At 70.8% G+C, this 23,006-nt stretch carries 16 protein-coding genes; 11 read left to right on the top strand and 5 right to left on the bottom strand.

What is annotated here, in order from left to right:
* Nucleotides 1-113 precede the first annotated feature (113 nt).
* The 3 genes from ilvC (at nucleotide 114) to K318_RS0114575 (ending at nucleotide 4,844) form a co-directional block, all read left to right on the top strand.
* Nucleotides 114-1,145, top strand: coding sequence for a ketol-acid reductoisomerase (gene ilvC / locus K318_RS0114585; RefSeq protein WP_029090016.1), 1,032 nt, complete (start codon nucleotides 114-116; stop codon nucleotides 1,143-1,145).
* Nucleotides 1,146-1,384: 239 nt separating this feature from the next.
* Entirely contained in the window at nucleotides 1,385-2,713 is a 1,329-nt protein-coding gene (locus tag K318_RS0114580; RefSeq protein ID WP_029090015.1) for a GNAT family N-acetyltransferase, read from the top strand.
* 19 nt (nucleotides 2,714-2,732) lie between these two features.
* The gene (locus K318_RS0114575) at nucleotides 2,733-4,844 is read left to right on the top strand and encodes a 3-hydroxyacyl-CoA dehydrogenase NAD-binding domain-containing protein (protein ID WP_035282129.1); all 2,112 of its coding nucleotides are present in this window, start codon (nucleotides 2,733-2,735) and stop codon (nucleotides 4,842-4,844) included.
* Between the two features lie 52 nt (nucleotides 4,845-4,896).
* On the opposite strand, the gene K318_RS0114570 is transcribed toward K318_RS0114575, so the two are convergent.
* The 4 genes from K318_RS0114570 to K318_RS22250 all read right to left on the bottom strand — a co-directional run bounded on the left by K318_RS0114570 (nucleotide 4,897) and on the right by K318_RS22250 (nucleotide 10,816).
* Nucleotides 4,897-7,488, bottom strand: coding sequence for an FtsX-like permease family protein (locus K318_RS0114570; protein ID WP_029090013.1), 2,592 nt, complete (start codon nucleotides 7,486-7,488; stop codon nucleotides 4,897-4,899).
* The gene (locus K318_RS0114565; RefSeq protein ID WP_029090012.1) at nucleotides 7,485-8,327 is read right to left on the bottom strand and encodes an ABC transporter ATP-binding protein; all 843 of its coding nucleotides are present in this window, start codon (nucleotides 8,325-8,327) and stop codon (nucleotides 7,485-7,487) included. The genes K318_RS0114570 and K318_RS0114565 overlap by 4 nt, the downstream gene beginning before the upstream one ends.
* 210 nt (nucleotides 8,328-8,537) lie before the next feature.
* On the bottom strand, nucleotides 8,538-9,275 hold the full coding sequence (locus K318_RS0114560; protein ID WP_029090011.1) for a response regulator: 738 nt from the start codon (nucleotides 9,273-9,275) through the stop codon (nucleotides 8,538-8,540).
* Entirely contained in the window at nucleotides 9,272-10,816 is a 1,545-nt protein-coding gene (locus tag K318_RS22250; protein WP_051298062.1) for a sensor histidine kinase, read from the bottom strand. The genes K318_RS0114560 and K318_RS22250 overlap by 4 nt, the downstream gene beginning before the upstream one ends.
* 168 nt (nucleotides 10,817-10,984) lie before the next feature.
* Between K318_RS22250 and serA the strand changes: the two genes are divergently transcribed.
* The 3 genes from serA (at nucleotide 10,985) to K318_RS24815 (ending at nucleotide 15,442) form a co-directional block, all read left to right on the top strand.
* Complete coding sequence (gene serA / locus K318_RS0114550) at nucleotides 10,985-12,574, top strand: phosphoglycerate dehydrogenase (protein WP_029090010.1); 1,590 nt, start codon at nucleotides 10,985-10,987, stop codon at nucleotides 12,572-12,574.
* Nucleotides 12,575-12,577: 3 nt separating this feature from the next.
* Nucleotides 12,578-13,990: an Nramp family divalent metal transporter gene (locus K318_RS22245; RefSeq protein WP_051298061.1), complete on the top strand. Its 1,413-nt coding sequence runs from the start codon at nucleotides 12,578-12,580 to the stop codon at nucleotides 13,988-13,990.
* Between the two features lie 171 nt (nucleotides 13,991-14,161).
* On the top strand, nucleotides 14,162-15,442 hold the full coding sequence (locus tag K318_RS24815; RefSeq protein ID WP_156914037.1) for a hypothetical protein: 1,281 nt from the start codon (nucleotides 14,162-14,164) through the stop codon (nucleotides 15,440-15,442).
* Nucleotides 15,443-15,516: 74 nt separating this feature from the next.
* Here K318_RS24815 and K318_RS0114540 read toward each other — a convergent pair whose 3' ends face one another.
* On the bottom strand, nucleotides 15,517-16,374 hold the full coding sequence (locus K318_RS0114540) for an HpcH/HpaI aldolase/citrate lyase family protein (protein WP_029090009.1): 858 nt from the start codon (nucleotides 16,372-16,374) through the stop codon (nucleotides 15,517-15,519).
* Nucleotides 16,375-16,571: 197 nt separating this feature from the next.
* Between K318_RS0114540 and K318_RS0114535 the strand changes: the two genes are divergently transcribed.
* The 5 genes from K318_RS0114535 (at nucleotide 16,572) to K318_RS0114515 (ending at nucleotide 22,898) form a co-directional block, all read left to right on the top strand.
* On the top strand, nucleotides 16,572-17,612 hold the full coding sequence (locus tag K318_RS0114535; protein WP_029090008.1) for a 3-isopropylmalate dehydrogenase: 1,041 nt from the start codon (nucleotides 16,572-16,574) through the stop codon (nucleotides 17,610-17,612).
* A gap of 160 nt (nucleotides 17,613-17,772) precedes the next feature.
* Nucleotides 17,773-18,864 carry a branched-chain amino acid aminotransferase gene (locus K318_RS0114530; protein WP_029090007.1) on the top strand — a complete coding sequence of 364 codons (1,092 nt, stop codon included), beginning with the start codon at nucleotides 17,773-17,775 and terminating at the stop codon, nucleotides 18,862-18,864.
* Nucleotides 18,865-18,901: 37 nt separating this feature from the next.
* The gene (locus K318_RS0114525; protein WP_035282409.1) at nucleotides 18,902-19,783 is read left to right on the top strand and encodes an MBL fold metallo-hydrolase; all 882 of its coding nucleotides are present in this window, start codon (nucleotides 18,902-18,904) and stop codon (nucleotides 19,781-19,783) included.
* Nucleotides 19,784-19,793: 10 nt separating this feature from the next.
* The gene (locus tag K318_RS22240) at nucleotides 19,794-21,302 is read left to right on the top strand and encodes an alpha/beta hydrolase (protein ID WP_051298060.1); all 1,509 of its coding nucleotides are present in this window, start codon (nucleotides 19,794-19,796) and stop codon (nucleotides 21,300-21,302) included.
* 165 nt (nucleotides 21,303-21,467) lie between these two features.
* The gene (locus K318_RS0114515; protein ID WP_029090005.1) at nucleotides 21,468-22,898 is read left to right on the top strand and encodes an MFS transporter; all 1,431 of its coding nucleotides are present in this window, start codon (nucleotides 21,468-21,470) and stop codon (nucleotides 22,896-22,898) included.
* The last annotated feature ends 108 nt before the right edge of the window (nucleotides 22,899-23,006 follow it).

Below are 23,006 nucleotides of genomic sequence, written 5' to 3'. Positions count from 1 at the left end.
CCGGCGGCCGGACATCCGTGTCCGCACAGCGAGACCCGTTCCGGGCTCGCACACACCCGTACTATCCTGAGATGCGGATCCACGCATCCCACCACGTGAGAAGGAGTAACCCCATGGCAGCAGAGCGCTTCTACGACGACGACGCAGACCTGTCCGTCATCCAGGGCAAGAAGGTCGCCGTGATCGGCTACGGCTCGCAGGGCCTGGCCCACTCGCTGAGCCTCCGCGATTCCGGCGTCGAGGTCCGCATCGGCCTCAAGGCGGACTCCAAGAGCCGTGACAAGGCCGCTGCCGAGGGCCTCGAGGTGGGCACCCCCGCCGAGGTCGCGGAGTGGGCCGATGTCATCACGATCGCCGCGCCCGACCAGGTGCAGGCCGAGATCTTCAACAACGAGGTGAAGGACCAGCTCACGGAGGGCAAGTCCCTCGTCTTCATCCACGGCTTCAACATCCGCTACGGCTACATCACGGCTCCTGAGGGCGTCGACGTGTTCATGGTCGCGCCCAAGGGCCCCGGCCACGTGGTGCGCCGCGAGTACGTGGACGGCCGCGGCGTGCCCGTCCTCGTCGCCGTCGAGGTCGACGCCTCCGGCTCGGCCTGGCAGACCGCGCTCTCCTACGCCAAGGCGATCGGCGGCCTGCGCGCCGGCGGCATCAAGACCACCTTCACCGAGGAGACCGAGACCGATCTGTTCGGCGAGCAGGCCGTGCTCTGCGGCGGCGTCTCGCACCTCGTGCAGTACGGCTTCGAGACCCTGACCGAGGCCGGCTACCAGCCGGAGATCGCGTACTTCGAGGTGCTGCACGAGCTCAAGCTCATCGTCGACCTCATGGTCGAGGGCGGCATCGCCAAGCAGCGCTGGTCCTGCTCCGACACCGCCGAGTACGGCGACTACGTCTCCGGCCCCCGGGTCATCACCCCGGAGGTCAAGGCGAACATGCAGGCTGTGCTCGCCGACATCCAGAACGGCGCCTTCGCCAAGCGCTTCATGGACGACCAGGCCGCCGGCGCCCCGGAGTTCAAGGAGCTCCGCGCCAAGGAGGAGACGCACTCCATCGAGGCCACCGGCCGCGAGCTGCGCAAGATGTTCGCATGGCTCAAGGACACCGAGGACGACTACGTCGAGGGCACCGCAGCCCGCTGAGGCTCCCTCGACCCCTCTCCGGGGCCTCACTGACCCCGGGCCCGGGCCCCTCCCGGCCCGGCACCCCCGAATGACGTCTGCGCTCCGGCCGTGCATCACGGCCGGAGCGCAGACGTCGCTTGCTGTGAGGGGAAGAGCGGAGGATGCCTGCGCGGACGGGCGGGAGAACTGGGCGCGAGGGGTGCCTGCCGGTGCCTGCGCGGCGAGACGCGGGACACATCCTGCTATAGGCTCGGACGGTGACTGAATACCGCTTTGAGACATTCGAGCCCTCCGTCGAGGCCGAGGCCCCCGATGCGCGCACGTCCGCCTACCTGCAGGCCGTGAGCGCGGGCTTCCACGGCAAGCGCGACGAGGGGGAGAAGCTGCGGCGCCGCGCCGAGCGCGCGATCGCGGACGGGCGGATCTTCACTGCCGCGTATGCGGACAATGCCCCGCACCTGGCGCTCGATCCCTCCATTCCGGTCGCGACCTTCGCCCATTTCGAGAAGACGGTGAACGTGGGCGGCGGCAGACTCGTGCCCGCCCACCTCATCACCTGGGTGACGGTGCGGCCCACCCACCGCCGCCGCGGCCTCCTCCGGTCTCTCATGACGGCCAATCTCGTGGGCGCGCACGAGGCCGGGTATCCCTTCGCCGCGCTCACCGCGACCGAGGGCTCGATCTACCGTCGCTTCGGGTTCGGCCCCGCCACCTGGTACAACGAGATCGAGCTCGACACCAGCCCCGGCTTCCAGCTCGCCGTCGAACCGGACCGCCGGCTCGAGATGGTCGATCCCCATGTGCTCCGCGAGCTCGGCCCCGCCCTCTACGACCGCTTCCAGATGCTCTCGCCCGGGGCGACCGGCCGCCAGCGGACCTATGTGGACGTCGCCGCGGGGGACCTCGACCGGGACACCGGCGACCGTGACCGCGGCACCCGCGCGGCCGTGCACTACGACGAGGACGGCGTGCCCGACGGCTACGTCTCCTACCGCTTCGCCGGCTGGGACGTGAAGCCCACGACCATCGACGTCATGGACTTCGTCGCGGTCTCGGACGCGGCCTACTCCTCGCTGTGGGCGTTCCTGGGGGCCGTGGACCTCGTGGAGCGCGTGCGCTTCGACTACGCCGCGCAGGAGTCGCCGCTGCCCTGGCTGCTCGCGGACCCGCGCAGGGCGAGGACGACGGCGCAGAACGACGGCATGTGGCTGCGGATCCTCGATCCGGTGAGCGCGCTCGAGGCCCGGCCCTACACGGTGCCGGGCTCGCTCACCCTCGCGGTGACGGACGACATGGGCTTCGCCTCGGGCGTCTTCCGGCTCGTGTCCGCAGGCGTCGGCGCAGACGGCTCGGGCAGCGGCGACGGCCGCGTCGAGAAGCTCACGGACGACACCCGCGGTGCGGACGCGGCGGCTGCGGACCTCGCCCTCGACGTCTCGGAGCTGGGCTCGCTCTACCTCGGCGGGGCCGACCCCGTCGTGCTCGCCCGGGCCGGGCGCATCACGCAGCTGACCCCGGGCGCGGCCGTGCGGGCGCGGGCGCTGTTCGGCCTCGAGCGCGCCCCCTATGCACCCAATGACTTCTGACCGGAAGGACGCTCCCGCAATGCGCATTCCCACCTCGGAGACCGTGACCTGGCGCAGGGAGGGCGAGGCGGCGGTCGTCGAGATCGCGAGCCCGCCCGTCAACGCGCTGGGGGACACGGTCCGCGCCGGACTGCACGCGGCGTTCGACGCCATTGCCGCGGACGGAGGCGTCGCGGGCCTCGTGCTCATCGGCACGGGGCGCGGGTTCTGCGGCGGTGCCGATGTGCGCCGGTTCGGCACCCCGGCGGCCGCGGCGCAGCCGGATCTGCGCGCCGTGTTCGGCCGGCTCGCCGCGCTGGAGATTCCCACCGTCGCGGCGATCCACGGCTTCGCGCTCGGCGGCGGCCTCGAACTCGCCCTGGCCGCGAACTACCGGATCGCAGCGATCGGCTCCTCGATCGGGCTGTCCGAGACGACGCTCGGGCTCATCCCCGCGGGCGGGGGCACACAGCGCCTGCCGCGGCTCATCGGAGCCGCGCCCGCACTCGAGCTCATCCTCGCCGGGTCCCGGCTGAGCGCGGAGGAGGCCTGCGCGCGGGGCATCCTCGACGAGGTATTCACCGATGAGCCGGCGACCGCCGGCCTCGCGTTCCTGCTCGGGGTGCTCGACCGCGCACGGACGGGGGAGAGCCCTGCTCATCCCTGCCTCGACACCGCACCCGCGCCGGATGCCGCGGGTCTGGATCTCGAGGCCGCTCGCAGCCGTGCCGCGCGCAGCAGACGCAATTCCCGGGCCCAGCTCGCCGCGATCGACGCGGTCGAGGCCTCCCTCACCCTGCCGTTCGAGAAGGGGCTCGACCGGGAGCGCGCGCTGTCGCTCGAACTCAAGGACGGTCCGGAGTCGACGGCGCTGAGGCACCTCTTCTTCGCCGAGCGCACCGCCGCCCGCCTCGCCGGTCCGGCTGCGGAGGCGGCTGCCCGGGACCTCCGCACCGCCGCCGTCATCGGCTCGGGCACGATGGGCTGCGGCATCGCGATGGCGCTGGCGAGCGCGGGCCTGCCCGTCACCGTCGTGGACACGACGGACGAGGCCCTCGGCCGGGCCCGGAAGCGCGTCGAGGACACGTACCGCGCGCAGGCGGCCAAGGGCCGGATCGAGGTCCCCGAGGCCGCGGCTCGGACCGCCCGCATCGCGCTCACGACGGACATGGGCGAGGTCGCCGCGGCAGACATCGTCATCGAGGCGGTGTTCGAGGACATGGACGTCAAGCGCGGGGTGTTCGCACAGCTCGACGGCATCGCGCAGGAGGGCGCGGTGCTCGCGACCAACACCTCGCGGCTCGACGTCGACAGGATCGCCGAGGCCACCGCGCGCCCGCAGGACGTGATCGGCCTGCACTTCTTCAGCCCGGCCGACGTCATGCGCCTGCTCGAGGTGGTGCAGGGTGCGCGGACAGCCGAGGACGTGCTCGCCACCGCGATGGCGCTCGCCGCGAGGATCGGCAAGCAGCCGGTGCTCTCCCAGGTGGGGGAGGGCTTCATCGGCAACCGGATGCTCTCGCCCTACAAGCGCGAGGCCGAGCAGCTGCTCGAGCAGGGGGCGACGCCCGCGCAGGTGGACGCCGCGATGGAGGCCTTCGGCTTCGCGATGGGGCCGTTCGCGGTGGGCGACCTCGCGGGCCTCGACGTGGGCGAGGCCGGCCGGAGGACCTTCCGCGCGAGTGCGACGCCGGAGCAGATGGAGTCCTTCTCCGAGATCCCCACCCGGCTCTTCGAGGCCGGCCGCTACGGCCAGAAGACCGGTGCCGGGTACTACCGCTACGTGCCCGGCGACCGCACGCGGCACGAGGATCCCGCCGTCGCCGAGATCATCGCGCAGTGCGCCGCCGAATCAGGTGCCGTGCGCCGCGAGGTGCCGGACGAGGAGATCGTGGAGCGCTGCCTGCTGGCTCTCGTGAACGAGGGCGCCAAGGTGCTCGGCGAGGGCATCGCCCAGCGCCCCGGCGATCTCGACGTCGTCTGGGTGCACGGCTACGGCTTCCCGGCCTTCCGCGGCGGGCCCATGCACTGGGCCGAGCAGCGGGGCTGGCCCGAGGTCGTCGAGCGGCTGCGCGCGTTCGAGCGCACCATCGGCGCCTACTGGGCCCCGGCGCCGTGGCTGCTGGAGCAGGCGGCGGGAGCCGGCGCCTGACTGCGCTGACAGCCGCGCGGGACCGGAATCGCACCTCCGGCCCCGCGCGGTCTCATTCCTCGCTCAGGCCCTCGGCGGGGGCGATGCGCGACATCGCCCGGGCCGGCACCGCCGAGGCCAGCACCGCTGCGAGCACCGTGGCACCGGCGATGAGCGCGAGCTGACCGGGTGCGACCGCGAGGACCGGGGAGGCCGCATCCCCGAGGAGGGCGGCATTGCCGACCCAGCCGTAGAAGACCCCCAGCGACAGCCCCACGACGAGGGCCACGACGGCCATGAGCAGCGACTCCACGGTGATCATGCGCGCGAGCGAACCGCGGCTGAAGCCCAGTGCCCGCAGCAGCGCCCCCTCCCTCCGGCGGTCGATGACGGCGAGGGTGAGCGTGTTGCTCACGCCGATCACCGCGATGACGACGGCCGCGGCGAGCAGCCCGAGCACCACCGCGAGCGCGACCTGGAAGGCCTGCGCATACTGCGCGCGATCGGCGGCCGCATAGGGGTCCACCGTGAAGCCCGCCGTGGAGAGCTGCGTGGCGAGCATCTCGATCTGCGGCATCGTCGCGTCATCGGCCGTCCGCACCCAGGTCTGCCCGCCGCCGGCGGGCGTCCTGCCGCTGCCGGCCTCGCCGATGCCCAGGGCCCGGGCATCCTCGGCGGAGAGCAGCGCGGTGCCGGCGGGCGCGGCGAGCGAGGCGTCGAGGCGCAGCTCCACGCTCGCGTCACCGACTGTCACCGTCACCGGCGCACCCTCGTAGTCCGCCGTCGGGCCCTCGCCGCCGACCTCCTGCTGACTGAGCAGCAGGGTGCCGGGCTCCACCTCGTAGCCCTCGCTGCGCAGCGGCGAGCCGGCCGTTCCCGGGGCAGTCGCCTCGGCGGCGGTGAGCACGGAGACCTCGCCCGTGAGGAGGCCGTCCGGATCGCCCTCGACGGAGGAGTCGAGGCTGATGTCCGCACGCGCGGCGGGGACGGTCTCCGCGGCCTCGACGACGGGCGATTCGCCGAGGAGGGCCTCGACCTCCGGGCCCGCGCCGTCGATGACGAGATCGACGGGGGACTCGGCAGAGGTCTCGAGCTCCACGGAGCGCTGCACGGAGGCCGAGCCCACCACGACGGCGCTCACGAGGGTCACGCCGATGAGCAGGGCGGCGGTCGTCGAGGAGGTCCGGCCGCCGGCCTCGCGCGCCGAGCGTCCGGCCAGCAGCACCGCCTTCGAGCTCCCGGTGAGCACTCCGAGGCCGCGGGCCAGCACGCCGATGAGGGGCGGGACGACTGCGCGGGCGGCGATGAGGAGGGCGAGGAAGAGGACGAAGCAGCCGATGATGCCCACGGGCACGCTGTGGCCGAGCGCGCCGACGAGGCACAGCGCGACGCCGCCGGCCCCGAGCACGGCCCCGAGCACCGCCCGCGCCCACGGGAAGCGGCTCTGCGCGGGACGCACGTCCGCCGGGCGCAGGGCCTCGACGGGGGAGACGCGGGTGGCCCTGCGCGCCGGTGCGAGCGCGGCGGCCGTCGTCACCAGCACACCCACCGCCGGTCCCACGAGGAGGGCGGCGGGGCCGGGGGCGATGCCGGCGAACTCGGGCATCCACAGCGCGCGGGCGAGCGAGGTGAGCCCCCAGCCGATGAGCAGGCCCACGCCCACACCGGCGGCCGAACCGGCGAGTCCCAGGGCGGCGCCCTCGAGGAGGGTGGCGCCGCGGAGCTGGGCGCGCGAGGCGCCCACGGCCCGGTAGAGGGCGAGCACGCGCGCCCGGGAGGCGACGAGCACCTGGAAGGTGTTCGAGATGACGAGGGCGGCGACTCCGGCGGAGAGCAGGCCGAAGCCCAGCCCGATGGTCGCGAGCATGCCCGTCTGCCCGGACATCTCGTCGATCTGCGCCTCGACGTGCTGTTCGACGGTGAGGGTCGTGAGGCCCTCGCCCGTACCCGCGGCCTCGAGCGCGGCCTGCACATCGGCGGCGAGCGCCGCCGGATCCGTGCCCTCGGCGGCGGCGATGCGGACCGCGGTGGCGTACACCTCCGCGGGCGCGGCATCGAGTCCCTCCTCGGTGAGGTAGAGGGTCGAGGAGAACGGCGAGCTGCCCTCGAGGAGGCCCGTGACGGTGTACTCGGAGCCCTGCCCGTCGGTGCGGTCGGGACCGGCGGCGGGGCCTGCGGCCGGATCGGCGAGGTCGAGTGTGTCGCCCACCCCCACGCCGAGGACCTCGGCATCGCCGGCCGGAAGCGTGAGCTCGTCCGCGGCCTCGGGCAAGTGACCGGCGGTCAGGCGCTCCTCCAGTCCCGTGGGCAGGTTCGTCACGATCCCGGAGACCTCGCTGCCGCTGCCCGTGACGCGGAGGTATCCGGAGCGCTCGAGGACGGCCTCCTCCGCGCCGGGGACGGCGGCCGCCGTCCCCGCGACCTCCTCGGTGAGGGGAGCGGCCTCCTCCGTCGCCGGCATCGCGGCGGCCTCCCGGTCCGCCTCGAGCACCGCGACGTCCGCGCCGGCCCACTGCTGGCGGATCTGGTTGCCCAGGGTGTCGCCGAAGGCCGTCGAGAAGAGGAACGCGGACACGATGAAGGCCACGGAGACGGTCACGGCGATGCCCGCGGCCACGAGCCTGCCCGAGGCCGCGCGCAGATTCGTGAGTGCGATGCGGATCATCGGGCGCCCCCTGCCGGGCGCGCACCCGCGGTGACCTGCATGAGGGCATGTGCCACGGCCTCGGGCGCGGGCCGGGAGAGCTCGCCTGCCAGGCGCCCGTCGGCGAGGAGGATGACGCGGTCGGCGCGCGCGGCGGCCTGGGGATCGTGGGTGACCATGACGACGGTCTGACCGAACTCGTCGACCGAGGCGCGCAGGAGCCCCAGCACCTCCTCGCCGCTCGCGGAGTCGAGGTTGCCGGTGGGCTCATCGGCGACGATGAAATCGGGACGGGTCACGAGCGCGCGGGCCACGGCCACGCGCTGCTGCTGTCCGCCGGAGAGCTCGTGCGGGCGGTGGCGGAGGCGGTCGCTCAGGCCCAGGAGGGAGATGATGCGGTGGAAGAGGGCCCGGTCCGTGCGGCGGCCGGCGAGCTGCGAGGGGAGGAGGATGTTCTCCTCCGCGGTCATGGCCGGGACGAGGTTGAACGCCTGGAAGACGAAGCCGATGCGGTCGCGACGCAGGCGTGTGAGCTCCCGATCGCCCAGGCCCGTGATCGGGGTGCCGCCCAGGACGACGTCCCCGGAGTCCGGTGTGTCGAGGCCCGCGAGCATGTTCAGCAGGGTGGACTTGCCCGAGCCCGAGGGGCCCATGATCGCGGTGAAGCGGCCGGCTGCGATGTCGAGGGTGAGGCCGTCGAGCGGCCGCACCTGCGCATCACCGCTGCCGTAGGTCTTCACGAGGCGGATGGCGCGGATCGCCGGAGGGGCCTCCGCGGTCTCAGCGTTTCGTGCAGGCGCGGCGGGCCCTGCGGCTGCTGCGGTCTGGGACGATGCGTGTGCGGAGTGTCTGCCGTTCATGTCTCCCAGCAAACCGCAGGCCGGGGCGGGAGCGGATCGGCCGCGAGGATGGTCTTCGATGTGAGGACGGGCACGTGGCACGCACCGGGCACGGGCCGCTGAGCAGGGAAGTCATACCGCGGTACTACGCGTGCGGGCGCAGGCACTGTCCGCACGGAAGCCGGGTGCCGCCCGCGTGGGAGGGCGGCCGACGGGCGTGCGGGAAGGCGCTCAGCCGCTCGGCCTCACGAGCCCGGCCTCGTAGGCGAAGACGACCGCCTGCACCCGGTCGCGGGCGCCGAGCTTCATGAGGATGCGGCTCACGTGCGTCTTCACGGTCGGCGCGGCGAGGAACAGCTCCTCGACGATCTCCGCATTGCTCATGCCGCGGGCCACGAGCTCGAGGACCTCGCGCTCGCGCGGGGTGAGGGATTCCAGCAGGGCGGTCTGCTCCGGTGAGGGAACGCGTGAGGGAGCGGGCGCCGTCGAGGTCGGAACCTCGGCGGGAGCGGGCGCGGGGCCGTCGGCGAACACCGCAGAGAGCAGCCGCCGTGTCGTGGTCGGCGCGATCACCGCGCCCCCGTCCACGACCGTCCGGATCGAGTCGAGCAGGACCTCCGGCTGTGCGTCCTTGAGCAGGAAGCCCGAGGCCCCGGCCCGCAGGGCGGCGAGCGCATACTCATCCGTGTCGAAGGTCGTGAGGACGATGATCCGCGGGGCGGGCACGACGCCGCTGTCCGCGAGTTCGAGGAGGCGCCGGGTCGTCTGGATGCCGTCGAGCCGGGGCATGCGCACGTCCATGAGCACCACGTCCGGCTGCAGCTCGTGCGCGGCCGCCAGCGCCTCCTCCCCGTCGCCGGCCTGGCCCACGACGGTCATGTCCGGCTGCGAGTCGATGACCATCGCGAACCCGGCGCGCACGAGCACCTGATCGTCGACGAGCATGACCTGCACGTGTGCCTCGCTCATGTGCGGGCTCTCCTCTCCTCGTCCGGTGCGCCGCGCCCATTGTCCCCCTGCGGGGCTGCAGGGCTCTGCACGGCGGGCCGGCTGTGCGCGCCAGCGGGGGCCTGCGCACCAGCGGGGGCCGCCATAGGAGTGTGCCCCTCCGGCACCGGGAATCGGGCCGTGACCCGGAAGCCCGTGGCGGTGCCTTCGGCATCGCGCAGCGGCCCGGCCTCGAGCTCGCCGCCGTGCAGCTGGGCCCGTTCGCGCATCCCGATGATGCCGTTGCCGCCGCCCGTCTGGGCCAGAGCCTCGTCGCGGGGATGAGGCGTCCGCGCGGGCATCCCCTGCATCCCGCGGTTCGAGACCGTCAGCACCAGCGCTCCATCGGCGAGTGCGAGGGCGACCTCCGCGTCCGCATGGGCGCCCGCGTGCTTGAGCACGTTCGTGAGCGACTCCTGCGCGATCCGGTAGACGGCGAGCTGCACGGGCTCGCTCAGCCCGAGCGCGCGACCGCCGCGATCCGTGCCGCACAGCTCCGCACCGCGCAGGCGCACCCGCAGGCCCGCGGAGCCGAGGTCGTCGATGAGGCCGGGGATGTCCCGGAGGCCGGGCAGGGGCGCGGTGTCCTGGACCTCGCCGTCGGCGCCGCGCAGCACGCCCAGCAGCGAGCGGGTCTGTGCCAGGGCACTGCGGCCGGTCTCCGCGATGGTGGCCAGCACCTCGGCGGCCGCGGCGGGGTCCGTCCGTGCGGCGTAGCGCCCGCCGTCGGCCTGCACGATGACGGCGGAGAGGGAGTGCGCGATGACGTCGTGCATCTCGCGCGCGATGCGCATGCGTTCGGCGTCGGCGGCCAGCCGGGCCTCGGCGGCCCGTTCCTGCTCCAGGAGGCGATTGCGCTCGCGGATGCCCTCGATCTCGCGCCTGCGCCTGTGGGCGACCCCGCCCAGCAGCCATGCCGAGAGCACGATCGCGGCGCAGAAGCCCGCGTAGACGGCCACGAAGACGTAGTCGAGGGGGTCGAGCGGGGTCGCATCGGGACCCACCGTCGCGGAGAGGACCACGAGGTAGAGCCACAGGCCGATGATGAGCGAGCCGGCCATGCCCATCGCGAGCACGATGCGCCCGTGCGTGCGCGTGCCCCATTTGGTCGTGGAGAAGATCGTCAGCGGCACGGAGACGACGGCGAAGGTCGGACCGACGGTCGTGACGACGGAGAGCAGGCAGCCGGCGGCGATGATCGAGGAGCTCAGCAGGGGAGCGGACCGGCGCAGTGCCAGCGGAGCGGACATGAGCAGGCCGATCACCGCCGTCACCCATATCGGCACCTGTGCCTCGAGGTTGACGAACACCTGGCCGCTCGTCGACATCAGGGTGAGGACCATGAGCGGCAGCGCCCAGAACAACCCGTCCGAGATCCAGGGGCGGCGGACGAAGAAGGCGTGCACACGGGACCAGGCGGAGGTCGCCTGCGCGTGTGTGCTCGGTGCGGGGGCCGGACCCGCTGACGGCGCGGGGCCCGTGGATCCGATGGTGCCTGCGGACTGGGCGGCGCTCGTGGGCATACGGACCACGGTAGTGCGGAGTGCGGCGGGCGGACATCATCCTCAGGGACGATGTTTCCCGCGTGGTCCGCCTGTGTCTCTGCTCACGATGTGATCCCCGCGCCCGGCCGGCCCCAGTCTGCGCATAGGCTGGGATGATCCCGCGAAGCCGCCCTCAGGAGGAGAACTGTGTCCAAGCCCGTCGTGATACTCGCCGAGAACCTCTCGCCCGCCACCGTCGAGGCGCTGGGCCCGGACTTCGAGGTGCGCCAGGTCGACGGCACCGATCGCCCCGCGCTCATCGCGGCCCTCGCGGACGCCGATGCCGTCCTCGTGCGCTCGGCCACCCAGATCGACGCCGAGGCCGTCTCCGCGGCGCCGAACCTCAAGATCGTGGCGCGCGCGGGTGTGGGCCTGGACAACGTCGACGTCTCCGCGGCCACGAAGGCCGGCGTCATGGTGGTGAACGCCCCCACTTCCAACATCGTCTCCGCCGCGGAGCTCACGATGGCCCACCTGCTGGCATCGGCCCGCTTCCTGGGAACGGGGAACTCCTCGCTCAAGGAGGGGCGCTGGGAGCGCAAGCGGCTCACGGGCGTCGAGCTGTACGAGAAGACGCTCGGGATCATCGGCCTCGGGCGGATCGGCGGGCTCGTGGCGGAGCGGGCGCGGGCGTTCGGCATGCGAGTCGTGGGCTACGACCCCTACATCTCCGCCGCCCGCGCGGCACAGATGGGCGTCACGGTCGTCGACCTCGACGAGCTCGTGGAGACCGCGGACTTCCTCACCGTCCACATGCCCAAGACCCCGGAGACGGTGGGCATGATCGGCGCGGAGCAGTTCGCGCGGATGAAGCCCGGCGTCCGCGTGGTGAACGTGGCCCGCGGCGGGATCATCGACGAGGAGGCTCTGGCCGAGGCCGTGGCGAGCGGACGCGTGGGAGGCGCGGGCATCGACGTGTGGAGCCAGGAGCCGCCGGAGCACGGCCCGCTCATGGAACTCGACGCCGTCAACGTCACCCCGCACCTGGGCGCCTCCACGGACGAGGCCCAGGAGAAGGCCGGCATCGCGGTCGCGAAGTCCGTCCGCCTGGCGCTCGCAGGCGAGCTCGTGCCGGACGCGGTGAATGTGGCCGGCGGCCGCATCGACGAGGACGTGCGCCCGGGCATCCCGCTCGTGGAGCGCCTGGGCCGGATCGCCGGGGCGCTCGCGGACACCGTCACGCACCTCGAGGTGGCGGTCAAGGGCGAGATCGCCTCGAAGGACGTCGCCGCGCTCAAGCTCTCCGCGCTCAAGGGCCTGTTCCGGGATCACGTCTCCGTGCCCGTCTCCTATGTCAACGCCCCCGTGCTCGCCGAGGAGCGCGGCGTGTCCTCGGAGCTCGTCACCTCGGAGCAGGCCGACGGCTTCCGCAACGTCATCACGCTGACGGCCTCCACGCCGACCGGTGCCCGCGTCTCCGTCTCCGGCACGCTCACGGGACCCAAGCAGATCCAGAAGCTCATCGAGGTCAACGGCTTCGAGCTCGAGATCCCGCTCACGGACAACCTGCTGATCTTCCAGTACGTGGACCGGCCCGGCGTGATCGGCGTGTTCGGCCAGGCGCTCGGCCGCAACCAGATCAACATCGCGGGCATGCAGGTCTCACGCGCAGGTGAAGGCGGGGAGGCGCTCTCGGTGCTCGCAGTCGACTCGCCGGTGACCGCCGAGGTCGTGCAGACGGTCGCGGCCGCCGCCGATGCCTCGCAGGTCGCCGCCGTCAACCTCACGGAGGACTGAGCCGTGCAGGGGGAGAACAGCGGGGCCGGCGCGCACGCGGGAGCAGGCGGCGCGGGAGCTGCTGCGGCCTCGGGCGCGCCTGATCCGAGCGGGGCGGGGACGGCCTCGGGCGCGGCGGGGGCTGCTGCGGCCTCGGGGGAAGCGCCGCAGCCGCCCACCAGCAGGCGCGGCCACCTGCGGATGCTGGGTCCGGGGATCGTGCTGGCCCTGGCCAGCGTGGGCGCCTCGGACATGGTCACGACGCTCAACTCCGGGGCCGAATACGGTCTCGCGCTCATCTGGGTCTTCGTCGTGGGGCTGCTGCTCAAATACGCGCTCTCCGAGGCGATCGCCCGGCTGCAGCTGAGCGCAGACCGTTCGTTCCTCTCGCACGCGACGGATGTGGGCGGCCGGTTCTTCCCCATCGTGCTCCTCATCGCAGAGCTCATGGTGGGCCTGTTCTTCGGTGCCGGCGTCGCCTCGATCACGACCCGCATCGTCCAGGCGATCTTCCCCGGGCTGCCGTTCTGGCCCACCTTTGTCGTGGTGCTGGGCTCGGCCGTCGTGCTGCTGCTCGTGGGCAGGTACGGCATCGTGGAGAAGGCGATGATGGGCTTCGCCGTCCTCATGTTCTTCGGGATCGTCTTCATGGCGGTGGGCTCCGCCGTCGACCCCGATGCGCAGCAGACGGCGGTAGAGACCTTCGTCCCGATCTTCCCGCAGGGCTCCCTCATCACCGTGCTCTCGCTCATCGGCGGGGTGGGCGGAGCGACCGGGATCATGGCCTACACGTACTTCGTGCGGGAGAAGCGGTGGCGCGGCCCGGAGTGGAAGAGCGTCATCCGCACCGACCTCGGGTTCAGCTATTCGCTCGTGGGGATCTTCGCGGTCGCCATGACGGCGGTGGGCGCCTTCTGGCTGTTCGGCCGGGGGCACACGATCGAGAGCAATGAGGCCGTGTTCGACATCGGCAGCCTGCTGGGCGAGCAGCTGGGCGGGTTCGTGCACGTGCTGTTCCTGCTGTCGTTCTTCGCCGTCACCTACTCGAGCCTGCTGGGCGGTTTCCAGGGCATCGCCTACGTCACGGGCGACTGCCTCCGCGTCATCCGCACCTATCCTCGTCAGGACGCGCCGGGTGCGGGCATGCGGGCGAACGGGCCGGAGTTCCGGATCGCGCTGGCCTGGCTCACCTTCGGCACGCTGCTGTTCATGGGCACGGAGCGGCCCGTGAGCCTCGTGCTGATCTATGCATCGATCAGCTCGCTCATCCTGCCGGTGCTCGCGATCCTGCTGCTCATCCTGCTCAACCGGAAGAGCGTGGACGCGCAGCTGCGCAGCGGGCCGCTGTCGAACACGATGCTCGTGCTGTGCCTCGCGCTGTTCACGTTCCTCGCGGGCGTGCAGGTGGTGGAGACGGTGAGCGGGCTGCTGGGCTGAGGTCCCACTTGCTGACGGAACAAGTCAGAATATTACAGATTTCCGGCGTTAACCCTTGTGCAGTATGGAATGCTTCTTTCTTGAAAGTGCAGTGGCACATGTAGAGAAGGCTGGATGTGAGGATGCATACAGCGGCATTACATGTGATTCTTCCCTGCTTGGGTGGCGGTGATGTCAATGCTGGAGGCGGGGATGATGACCGAGTCTGCAGGCTCTGTGATTCTTGGTTTAGGCGGAGTTGTGTTGGCTTGCTTTCTGTTGATGCCCCTACTTAATACTGAGAAGGGTTCGAAGAAGGACGCACTTTCCCGCGTGCAGATAGCCGATCGTATATCTAAATCGGCGGTAGCGTTTTTTGTTGGCGCAATATTTATCATCGCAGGGCTTGAGCTTAACGTTCCTTGGTTGGCGATGGCGCTCATGGTTGGCACTCTTCTCGCGGTGACATCATCTTTTGCGTGCCACAATTTAAGGCGGCTGTTCGATCGTTACCCCAAGACATCAAATGTTTTGGAGGTCACTGGATGCTGGATCTCCGAAAAGGTCGCTAGTGCCGGAAAGGCGCTATCTTCATTGCACCGTCGGTTGGCTCCGAATGGGTGGTTAAAAGACTTCACGCTAATGCCAAACTTGGCGAAATTTGATTTTGGCCCCAGCCTCTTCTTTAAAGTCTACGTGATATTTATGGCTGTCGGCATTCCGGTTATCATGAGCTTTTCTTTCATGCAGATATATTATGGGATGCCCGATGGGGGACGGCGAGTTTTTTCGCTGGTGGTTGGGTACAATTCGTTTCTAGTTCTGTCTTCATTGACTGTGGCCGCGGCTTTTGTGGTGATCGCGGCTGCAGTACTGCGGTATCTCGAAATTATTCGTTTCCCGCTAAAGTATGGGGATTCCTTTAGGACGCTTGCCTCGTATGTGGGATATGGGACAGCTTTCGGGCTGTTCGCGGCTGCGATCGCCCCCGTGCTCTCGTCACTGCCAATTTTTGGCGTCGGTGCCACGGATGTTGATGAAGGGATGTCGGCACTAACTCCATCAATGCTCATTGAACTTCCCGCCGTGGGCGCGGTTCTTGGGTATGCTGTAGGGCTTTTGGCTTTGTCGAGGAATTTTCTGGAAAATGCCAGTAACGTAGTCTATAGGCGCCTCGTTGCCCCCACATTGTTCATAATTACTGTTTCTCTCCTGCCGTTTATGGGTCTTTCTGCTTCTCAGGTATCTACTCGAATCGTGGGTGGGGATGATGTCGAGCCCGGGATTGCGGAATGCTCCGGGCGCATTGAGGATGATCTTGCAAGCATGTCGGACGGGCAAGCGATGGATTTAATTCAGAACTGTGGGAGTGGTGATTATATAGTTGACTGGTTGGTGATAACTGTGGGGTTGGTGGTTCTGGGGCTTATAATGTGCCTCCGCTCACTTTATCGAGATATCACGAAGCCGTGACGTTCAGCGTTCTTTGTTGGTCTTCGATGTTGGGGTTAGCTTTATGCCCAAATTAACTAATTGAGCCAGTCGGCTCACGCGTTCCAGAGGCCGTAGGAGGAGGAGAGCGCGGCGATCTTCTTCGCGCGCGCCAGGCGGGGCAGGTACGAGCCGTCCGTGATCTCTCCGGTCTCCGCGTCCTTGAGCAGTTCGCGCGCCCACTTCCTGTCGTCCTCGGAGGGAGCGAGCGCCTCGTTGACCGTGGGGGCCATGTCCACCCGCAGCGTGAGCTTGCCGGCCATGCCCATCTTCATCGTCCACGCGCAGTCCTCGAGGACGCGCGCACGGTCGGCGCCGGCCGGTGAGGGGCCGTCGATCGCACCGGGGAGGCCGCCCACGCGCGAGGCGATGACGAGGCGCGAGCGCGCATACGCCAGGGCGATCGGGTCATCGGCCACGCCCGTGTCCTTGCGGAAGTCGTTCGTGCCGAGCGCGAGGCGGAAGGTGCCGGGCGCCTCGGCGATGCGGGTGGCGTTCTCCATGCCGACGGCCGTCTCGATGAGCGCGAGCACCGGCACGCCGGCACCGGCCTTCATCGCGGTCCAGGTCACCTGATCCGGCCGCTCCGTGTTGGGCAGCATGATGCCGCGCAGCCCGGGCAGGCCGTTGAGCGCAGCGAGGTCCGCCTCCCACTCCGCGGTCTCCGTGCCGTTGACGCGCACCCAGGCGGACATCCCCGAGGAGCCCTCGAGCGCTGCGACCACGTTCGCCCTGGCCTCCTCCTTGCGGTCATCGGGGACCGCGGCCTCCATGTCGAAGATGACGGAGTCCGCCTCGGAGCGCTGGGCCTCCTCGAACAGCTCGGGCCTGACGGCATTGGCAAGGAGCCAGGAGCGGGACAGCTTCGCAGGGAGGGCGGCGGCGCGGGCATTGCGGATCAGGGTCGTCGACATGCGTCCCAGTCTATGGACCCGGAGCCGTCCTGGCCGAGCGTTCAGCCCGCCTCCCGCGGGGGTGGAACGCAGCTCACACGCCCTGTGCGCGTTCGCTCGCACGGACCGGAGCGGCCGGAAGCGGACAGAACCGCGAGGCGTCCCAACCAGCGGACGGCACGCACGCATGGTGAGACTGCGGAGCTAGCATCGCCCCTATGACGACGTACAAGATCGCAGTGATGCCCGGTGACGGAATCGGCACGGAGGTGGTTCCCGAGGGGCTCAAGGTCCTCCGGCGCGCCATCGAGACGACCGGGACCGATGCCGTCCTCGAGACCGAGCACTTCGATGCCAGCGCCCGCCGCTGGCACGAGACCGGCGAGACGCTCACGGACGCAGAGCTCGAGCGCCTCCGCTCCTTCGACGCGATCTTCTTCGGCGCGTGCGGCGACCCGTCCACCCCCTCGGGCGTCCTCGAGCGCGGCATCATCCTCAAGATGCGCTTCGGCCTCGAGCACGCCGTCAACCTGCGCCCGTCCAAGCTGTTCCCCGGCGTGACCTCGCCGCTGGCCGAGCCCGGCGAGATCGACTTCGTCGTCGTCCGCGAGGGCACCGAGGGCTCCTACACCGGCCAGGGCGGGGTCCTCCGGCAGGACACCCCCGCCGAGGTCGCCACCGAGGTCTCGCTCAACACCCGCTACGGCGTCGAGCGCACCGTCCGCTACGCGTTCGAGAAGGCGCAGGCGCGGAGGAAGAAGCTCACCTACCTGCACAAGCACAACGTCATGGTCCATGCCGGCCACCTGTGGCGGCGCACCGTCGAGGCCGTCGCGGCCGAGTACCCCGAGGTCTCCGTGAACTACCAGCACACGGACGCGGCCATGATCTACCTCGTCCAGGACCCGGGCCAGTACGACGTCATCGTCACGGACAACCTGTTCGGCGACATCGTCACCGACCTCGCCGCCGCGGTCACGGGCGGCATCGGGCTGGCTGCCAGCGGCAACATCAACGTCGAGGGCACGGCTCCCAGCCTCTTCGAGCCCATCCACGGTTCGGCCCCGGACATCGCCGGCCGGCAGATCGCCGATCCCACGGCCTCCATCCTCTCCGGCGTCCTCATGGCCGAGCACCTCGGGCTCACCGAGGTCGCCGCTGCGATCCAGACCGCGGTCGAGGCCGACCTCGCAGAGCGCGGCAGCGCTCCCCGGACCACCGCCGAGGTCGGCGATGCGATCGCGGCCCGCCTGGGCTGAACCAGCCGAGCCCGCCTGGGCTGAACGGGCCGAGCCCGCCGGGGCTGAACCCGGGGCGGGACTGGCCTGCCCCAGGACGCCCCGGCGGCGCTGAGACCCGCAGCACTGCGCTAGTGTGTGCCTTAGCACATTTTCGCTCACAGCAGAGAGAAGAATCCACATGCCGGAATTCGCCGTCAAGAAGAACCCCCAGCCGCAGTCCGATGCTGTGCGCGAGGCGATTCTTGCCGCACCCGCCTTCGGGACCCAGTTCACCGACCACATGGCCCACATCCGCTTCACGCAGGAGCAGGGCTGGCACGGGCACGAGCTGAAGCCCTACGGGCCCCTCACGCTGGACCCGGCTGCGGCCGTCCTGCACTACGCGCAGGAGATCTTCGAGGGCATGAAGGCGTACCGCCATGCCGACGGCTCCGTCTGGACGTTCCGCCCCGAGCGCAATGCCGCTCGCATGAACCGGTCGGCCGAGCGCCTCGCGCTGCCCGCGATGAGCGAGGAGGACTTCCTCGAGTCCCTCAGCGTCCTCGTGCAGGCGGACCGTGACTGGGTGCCGACCCCGGCGGACGAAGCGGACGAGGTGAGCCTGTACCTCCGCCCGTTCACGATCTCCGCCGAGCGCTTCCTGGGTCTGCGGCCCACGCAGCAGGCGGACTTCTACGTCATCGCCTCACCCGCCGGCGCCTACTTCACCGGCGGTGTCAAGCCCGTGAGCATCTGGCTCTCGCAGAACCTCAAGCGCGCCGGCCGCGGAGGCACCGGGTTCGCGAAGTGCGGCGGCAACTATGCGGCCTCGACCGAGGCCATGATCGAGGCGAACGCCAAGGGCTGCCAGCAGGTGATGTTCACCGACGCCGTCGACGGCACCCACCTCGAGGAGCTCGGCGGCATGAACCTCATGCTCGTCACCTCCGACGGCCGCCTCATCACTCCCGAGGTCTCGGAGACGATCCTCGACGGGGTCACCCGCCGCTCCCTCCTCGACCTCGCGCCGACCCTGGGTCTCACCCCGGAGGAGCGCCCCGTGACGGTGGAGGAGTGGCGCGCGGGCGCGGCGGACGGCACCATCGTCGAGGCCTTCGCCTGCGGCACCGCGGCTGTCATCACACCCATCGGGAAACTCGTCTCCGAGGACTTCGAGGTGGATCACGGCGAGGAGCCCGGCGAGGTGACGATGCGGCTGCGCAAGGCGCTGCTCGACATCCAGTACGGCCGCGCCGAGGGCCCCGAGGGCTGGATGGTCCGCCTGGCCTGAGCCGGTCTCCCGAACCGGTCCGGAGCGGATGCCGCCGATGCCACGACCTCCCCTGAGCGACGTCGTCGTCTGCACCGCCTGCGGAGTGGAGTCCGCGGGCGGTGCGGGCGTGTGCCCCATCTGCGCCGATGAGCGGCAGTACGTGCCGGCGGACGGGCAGCGGTGGGTGAGCCGCTCGGAGCTGGAGGCCTCGGGCCGGCGGATCGGGATCGCCGAGGCCGAGGCGGGTCTCCTCTCCCTGCGCACCTCCCCGAAGACGGGGATCGGGCAGACCTGCTACCTCGCGCAGCGGCCGGAGCGGGACGGTCAGGAGGGGCGTGACGGTCGGGCGGGGCGCGCGGGAACCGGCGGGTTCCTCTTCGACGTCCCGCCGTACATCGACGATGCCGCGGTCGAGGCCGTCGCCGCCCTCGGGGGCATCGGGGCCATCGTCGCGAGCCACCCGCACATGTACGGCATGCAGCTCGAATGGAGTGCGGCCTTCGACGGCGTCCCCGTGTTCGTCTCCCGCCGGGACGCGGAGTGGCTGCAGCGCACGGGACCGGCCATCGAGCTCTTCGACGGGGAGATCGAGCCCCTCCCCGGTGTGCGCGTCCGCGAGGTGGGCGGGCACTTCCCCGGCAGCTCGGTGGCTCTGTGGCGCTCTCCCGAGGACGGTGCGCTCGTCATGCTGGGCGGGGACACGATCTCGCCGGTCGCACGGCGCGGCTGGGTGACCTTCATGCGGTCGTTCCCCAACTACCTGCCGCTGTCGGCCGCCGTGGTGCGCCGCATCGCCGCGGCGGTCGCGGACCTGGACGTCGAGCGGATCTACGGCAACTTCGGCCAGCGGCTCCTGAGCGGGGGCAGCCGGGCGATCGCGGAGTCCGCGGAGCGCTATGCCGCCTGGGTCTCCGGGGCCTACGACCACCTGACCTGAACGGAGCCGCATGGCAGCAGCAGATCCCTTCTCCTCCCGCAGCGCCGGGCGGATGCGCAGAGCCGCCGAGGCCGCCCCCGGTCTCGCGCGCATCGACCGGCCCGTGCATCCCGGTGCCGCGGGCGAAGGGGAGGGCTCCGTGGATGGATACGCGGACGAGCGCTTCCCCCTCGCCTATGTGCGCACCCGCCCGGATGCCGCTGTCCCCGGCCGGGCGCCGGTGGTCATCGTGCCGGGCGGCCCGGGGCTGGCCTCGGTGTACCCCTATGCGGCGCTGCGTGAGAAGACGAAGGGGCGTGGGCTGGACATCGTCATGGTCGAGCACCGCGGAGTGGGGCTCTCGCGGCGCCTCGCCTCCGGGCGCGAGGGCGAGCCGGGAGAGGGTCTGCCGCTCACGGCGATGCGGATCGCGGCCGTGGTGGACGACCTCCGGGCGGTGCTGGACGCCGAGGGGATCGAGAAGGCGGTCATCGCGGGCTCCTCGTACGGCACCTATGTGGCGCAGGCCTTCGCACACGTGCATCCGGAGCGCACGGCCGGCCTCGTGCTCGACTCGGCGATGGCGGGCGCGGGGAACCTCGCGGGCGTGAGCTGGGCGACCGCGCTGCTCTACGACGGCACGGCCGGGGACGCCGCGCACCGGCGTCTCGCGCACAAGATCAGGGAGCTGGCCGCCGAGGCGCACAGTGCTGATCTGCACAGGGCTGATTCCCGCAGCGCAGATTCCCTCAGCGGCCGTCCGCAGGCTCCGGGTGCGCTCCTGCGGCTGGGCCGGGCGGTGCGGATCGTCTACGAGTTCGGCGGGCCGGAGCTGCTGGACGCCTTCCTCAACCAGTCGCGGCTGGGCGCGGACCGACTGGTGAGCGCCCTGCTCAGGAAGGTAGGAGAGGGTGACACCAGCGCACCGCTGCCGTACTGGATGGAGTTCGACCGGGTGGGCGAGATCGCCTTCCGCGAGCTCGACTATGCGGGTGCCGGCGAGGCCGGGGCGGCCGGAGAGGCCGGGGCGGCCGGAGAAGCAGGCGGGGCCGAACAGGACGGGAGGCCCACCGCTGCCGAGGCGGCTCCGGCCTCCCCGCGCGACCTCTTCTCGCGCGTCGCGGATTTCGCCGAGGTCGCACGCGGCTTCTCCCCGTTCGCGGGCGAGCCCTATGACCTCGTGGCAGCGCTGCCGGACCTCGGCGTGCCGCTGCTCGCGCTCTCCGGCGACCGCGATCTCCGCACGCCCCGGCCCGTGGCCCGGCAGATCGCCGAGGCGGCACCGCACGGCGTGCTGCTGGAGGTGCCAGCGCACGGGCACAGCGCCCTCGACACCCATCACGCAGTGCTCCTCGCCGCGCTCGAGGCCGCCGCGGACGGGAAGGCGGGTAGCCTCGGCGTCCCCGCAGGATCTCACCGGCACCGGCGGTGGGAGGGAGCAGGCGGAGGGGGCGGGCCCTCTGCGGCGCTGGGGCCGATCCTCACGCTCACCCTCGCACTCGACCGTGTGCTGCCGCGGCGGCGCGCTCGGTCCCAGTGACAGCACACCCGGTTCCGGGAGCGGCGCACTCGGTTCTAGGGGACACAGCGCCCGGTTCCGGGAGAGCACCCTTCACGCCGGTCGGACCTCGGCCAGGTGCCCATGCACCGCGGACGTGACGGCTCTCACACGCCCGTGTCCGACGCGCGCGGTACTCTACTGCTCATGTCACAGTCCGTTCCGCCTGTGGGAGCCTCGGCGTCCGCCGCGCCGCTGCCCACCACCTCCGATGTCATCGCGCACCTGCCGTGGAGGTGGCGGGTGCAGGGGGCGATTTTCCTCGTGGGCGGTCTGGGCTTCATGTTCGACGCCTGGGACGTGGCGCTCAACGGCTTCCTCATCCCCCTGCTGAGCGACCACTGGGATCTCACCGTAGGCCAGGCGGCGTGGATCGCGACGGTGAATCTCATCGGCATGGCGGTGGGAGCCTTCGTGTGGGGCGGCATCGCGGACCGCATCGGCCGCAAGAAGGCCTTCACGCTCACGCTGCTCACCTTCACGGTCTTCACGGCGGCGGGCGCGTTCAGTCCGGACATCGTGGTGTTCTGCGCGTTCAGGTTCCTCGCCGGCTTCGGTCTGGGCGGCTGCATCCCCGTCGACTATGCGCTGGTGGGCGAGTTCTCCCCGGCGAAGCACCGCGGCCGGGTGCTCACGGCCCTCGACGGCTGGTGGCCCGTGGGCGCGACCGGCTGTGCGCTCACCTCCGCCTGGCTCATCGGCGTCTTCGACTGGCGGGCGCTCATGCTCGTGATGATCGTGCCCGCGCTCCTCGTCTTCGCGATCCGCCTGTTCGTGCCGGAATCGCCCATGTACCTCGCGAGCGCGGGCCGGCACGAGGAGGCGGATGCGATCGTCGCGCGCCTCGTGCGGGCGACCGGCGCCGAGGTGACGGAATGGCGCCGCGCCGAGGCGCAGACCTCCTCCCCGGGTGCCGGGCCGAGCCGTCCGGGGCCGGGCTGGCGGAATCAGCTCGCTGCGGCCTCGGGCCAGATCGCGGAGCTGTGGCGCTGGTCCTGGCGGATCACGCTGACCTCGTGGCTGCTCTTCGTCTCCGTGCTCCTCCTCTACTACGCGGCGCTCACCTGGCTGCCGGGGATCCTGCGCGCCCAGGGGCTGGGGGACCAGGCCGCGTTCCTCGTGACGGGACAGATGACGGCCATCGGCATCCTGGGCGTGATCGCCTCGGCGCTGCTGGTGGAGGTGCTGGGCCGGCGGTGGCTGCTGGGGGCCTCGGCGCTCGCGGCCGCGGTGGCGCTCGTGGGCTTCGCCTGGGTGCTCGGGGCTTCGGGTGCGGAGCTCACGGGGGCGGCACAGGGGCTCATCCTCGCCTTCGGCTTCCTCATCCAGATCGCCGTGCCCACCCTCTACACCTACATCTCCGAGCTGTATCCCACCCGGCTGCGTGCCTCGGGCTTCGGCTGGGCCTCGAGCGCCTCGCGCGTGGCGACGGGGATCGCACCGCTCGTGTTCGGCTCCTTCATGTGGCCGGTGCTGGGGCTGACCTGGACCTTCGTGTGCACGGGCGCGCTCGTGGCGGTCGCGATGATCGTGATGGCGGCGCTGGCCCATGATACGACGCGGCGGGAGCTTGTCTGAGAGCCGGCCGAGTGGATCTTTATATTCCTTTATAAAGTGGGGTTCTCTTTTATACTCTTCATATGGTTTTGCACGATGCGATGGAAGGCATCGGGAGCGAATCCGCGC

Source organism: Brevibacterium album DSM 18261 (genome assembly GCF_000426445.1).
In the GTDB taxonomy this organism is placed as follows: Bacteria; Actinomycetota; Actinomycetes; order Actinomycetales; family Brevibacteriaceae; genus Brevibacterium; species Brevibacterium album.
Note: the sequence above shows the minus strand (reverse complement) of the source record. Positions and strands in the feature narration are given on the sequence as shown.

Coding starts and splice junctions, on each gene's coding strand:
- ilvC (WP_029090016.1), top strand. CDS start 114: ATGGCAGCAGAGCGCTTCTACGACGACGACGCAGACCTGTCCGTCATC.
- K318_RS0114560 (WP_029090011.1), bottom strand. CDS start 9,275: ATGAGCGAGGCACACGTGCAGGTCATGCTCGTCGACGATCAGGTGCTC.
- K318_RS0114565 (WP_029090012.1), bottom strand. CDS start 8,327: ATGAACGGCAGACACTCCGCACACGCATCGTCCCAGACCGCAGCAGCC.
- K318_RS0114530 (WP_029090007.1), top strand. CDS start 17,773: ATGCCGGAATTCGCCGTCAAGAAGAACCCCCAGCCGCAGTCCGATGCT.
- K318_RS22250 (WP_051298062.1), bottom strand. CDS start 10,816: ATGCCCACGAGCGCCGCCCAGTCCGCAGGCACCATCGGATCCACGGGC.
- K318_RS0114525 (WP_035282409.1), top strand. CDS start 18,902: ATGCCACGACCTCCCCTGAGCGACGTCGTCGTCTGCACCGCCTGCGGA.
- K318_RS0114540 (WP_029090009.1), bottom strand. CDS start 16,374: ATGTCGACGACCCTGATCCGCAATGCCCGCGCCGCCGCCCTCCCTGCG.
- K318_RS24815 (WP_156914037.1), top strand. CDS start 14,162: ATGTCAATGCTGGAGGCGGGGATGATGACCGAGTCTGCAGGCTCTGTG.
- K318_RS22240 (WP_051298060.1), top strand. CDS start 19,794: ATGGCAGCAGCAGATCCCTTCTCCTCCCGCAGCGCCGGGCGGATGCGC.
- K318_RS0114570 (WP_029090013.1), bottom strand. CDS start 7,488: ATGATCCGCATCGCACTCACGAATCTGCGCGCGGCCTCGGGCAGGCTC.
- K318_RS0114575 (WP_035282129.1), top strand. CDS start 2,733: ATGCGCATTCCCACCTCGGAGACCGTGACCTGGCGCAGGGAGGGCGAG.
- K318_RS0114515 (WP_029090005.1), top strand. CDS start 21,468: ATGTCACAGTCCGTTCCGCCTGTGGGAGCCTCGGCGTCCGCCGCGCCG.
- K318_RS0114535 (WP_029090008.1), top strand. CDS start 16,572: ATGACGACGTACAAGATCGCAGTGATGCCCGGTGACGGAATCGGCACG.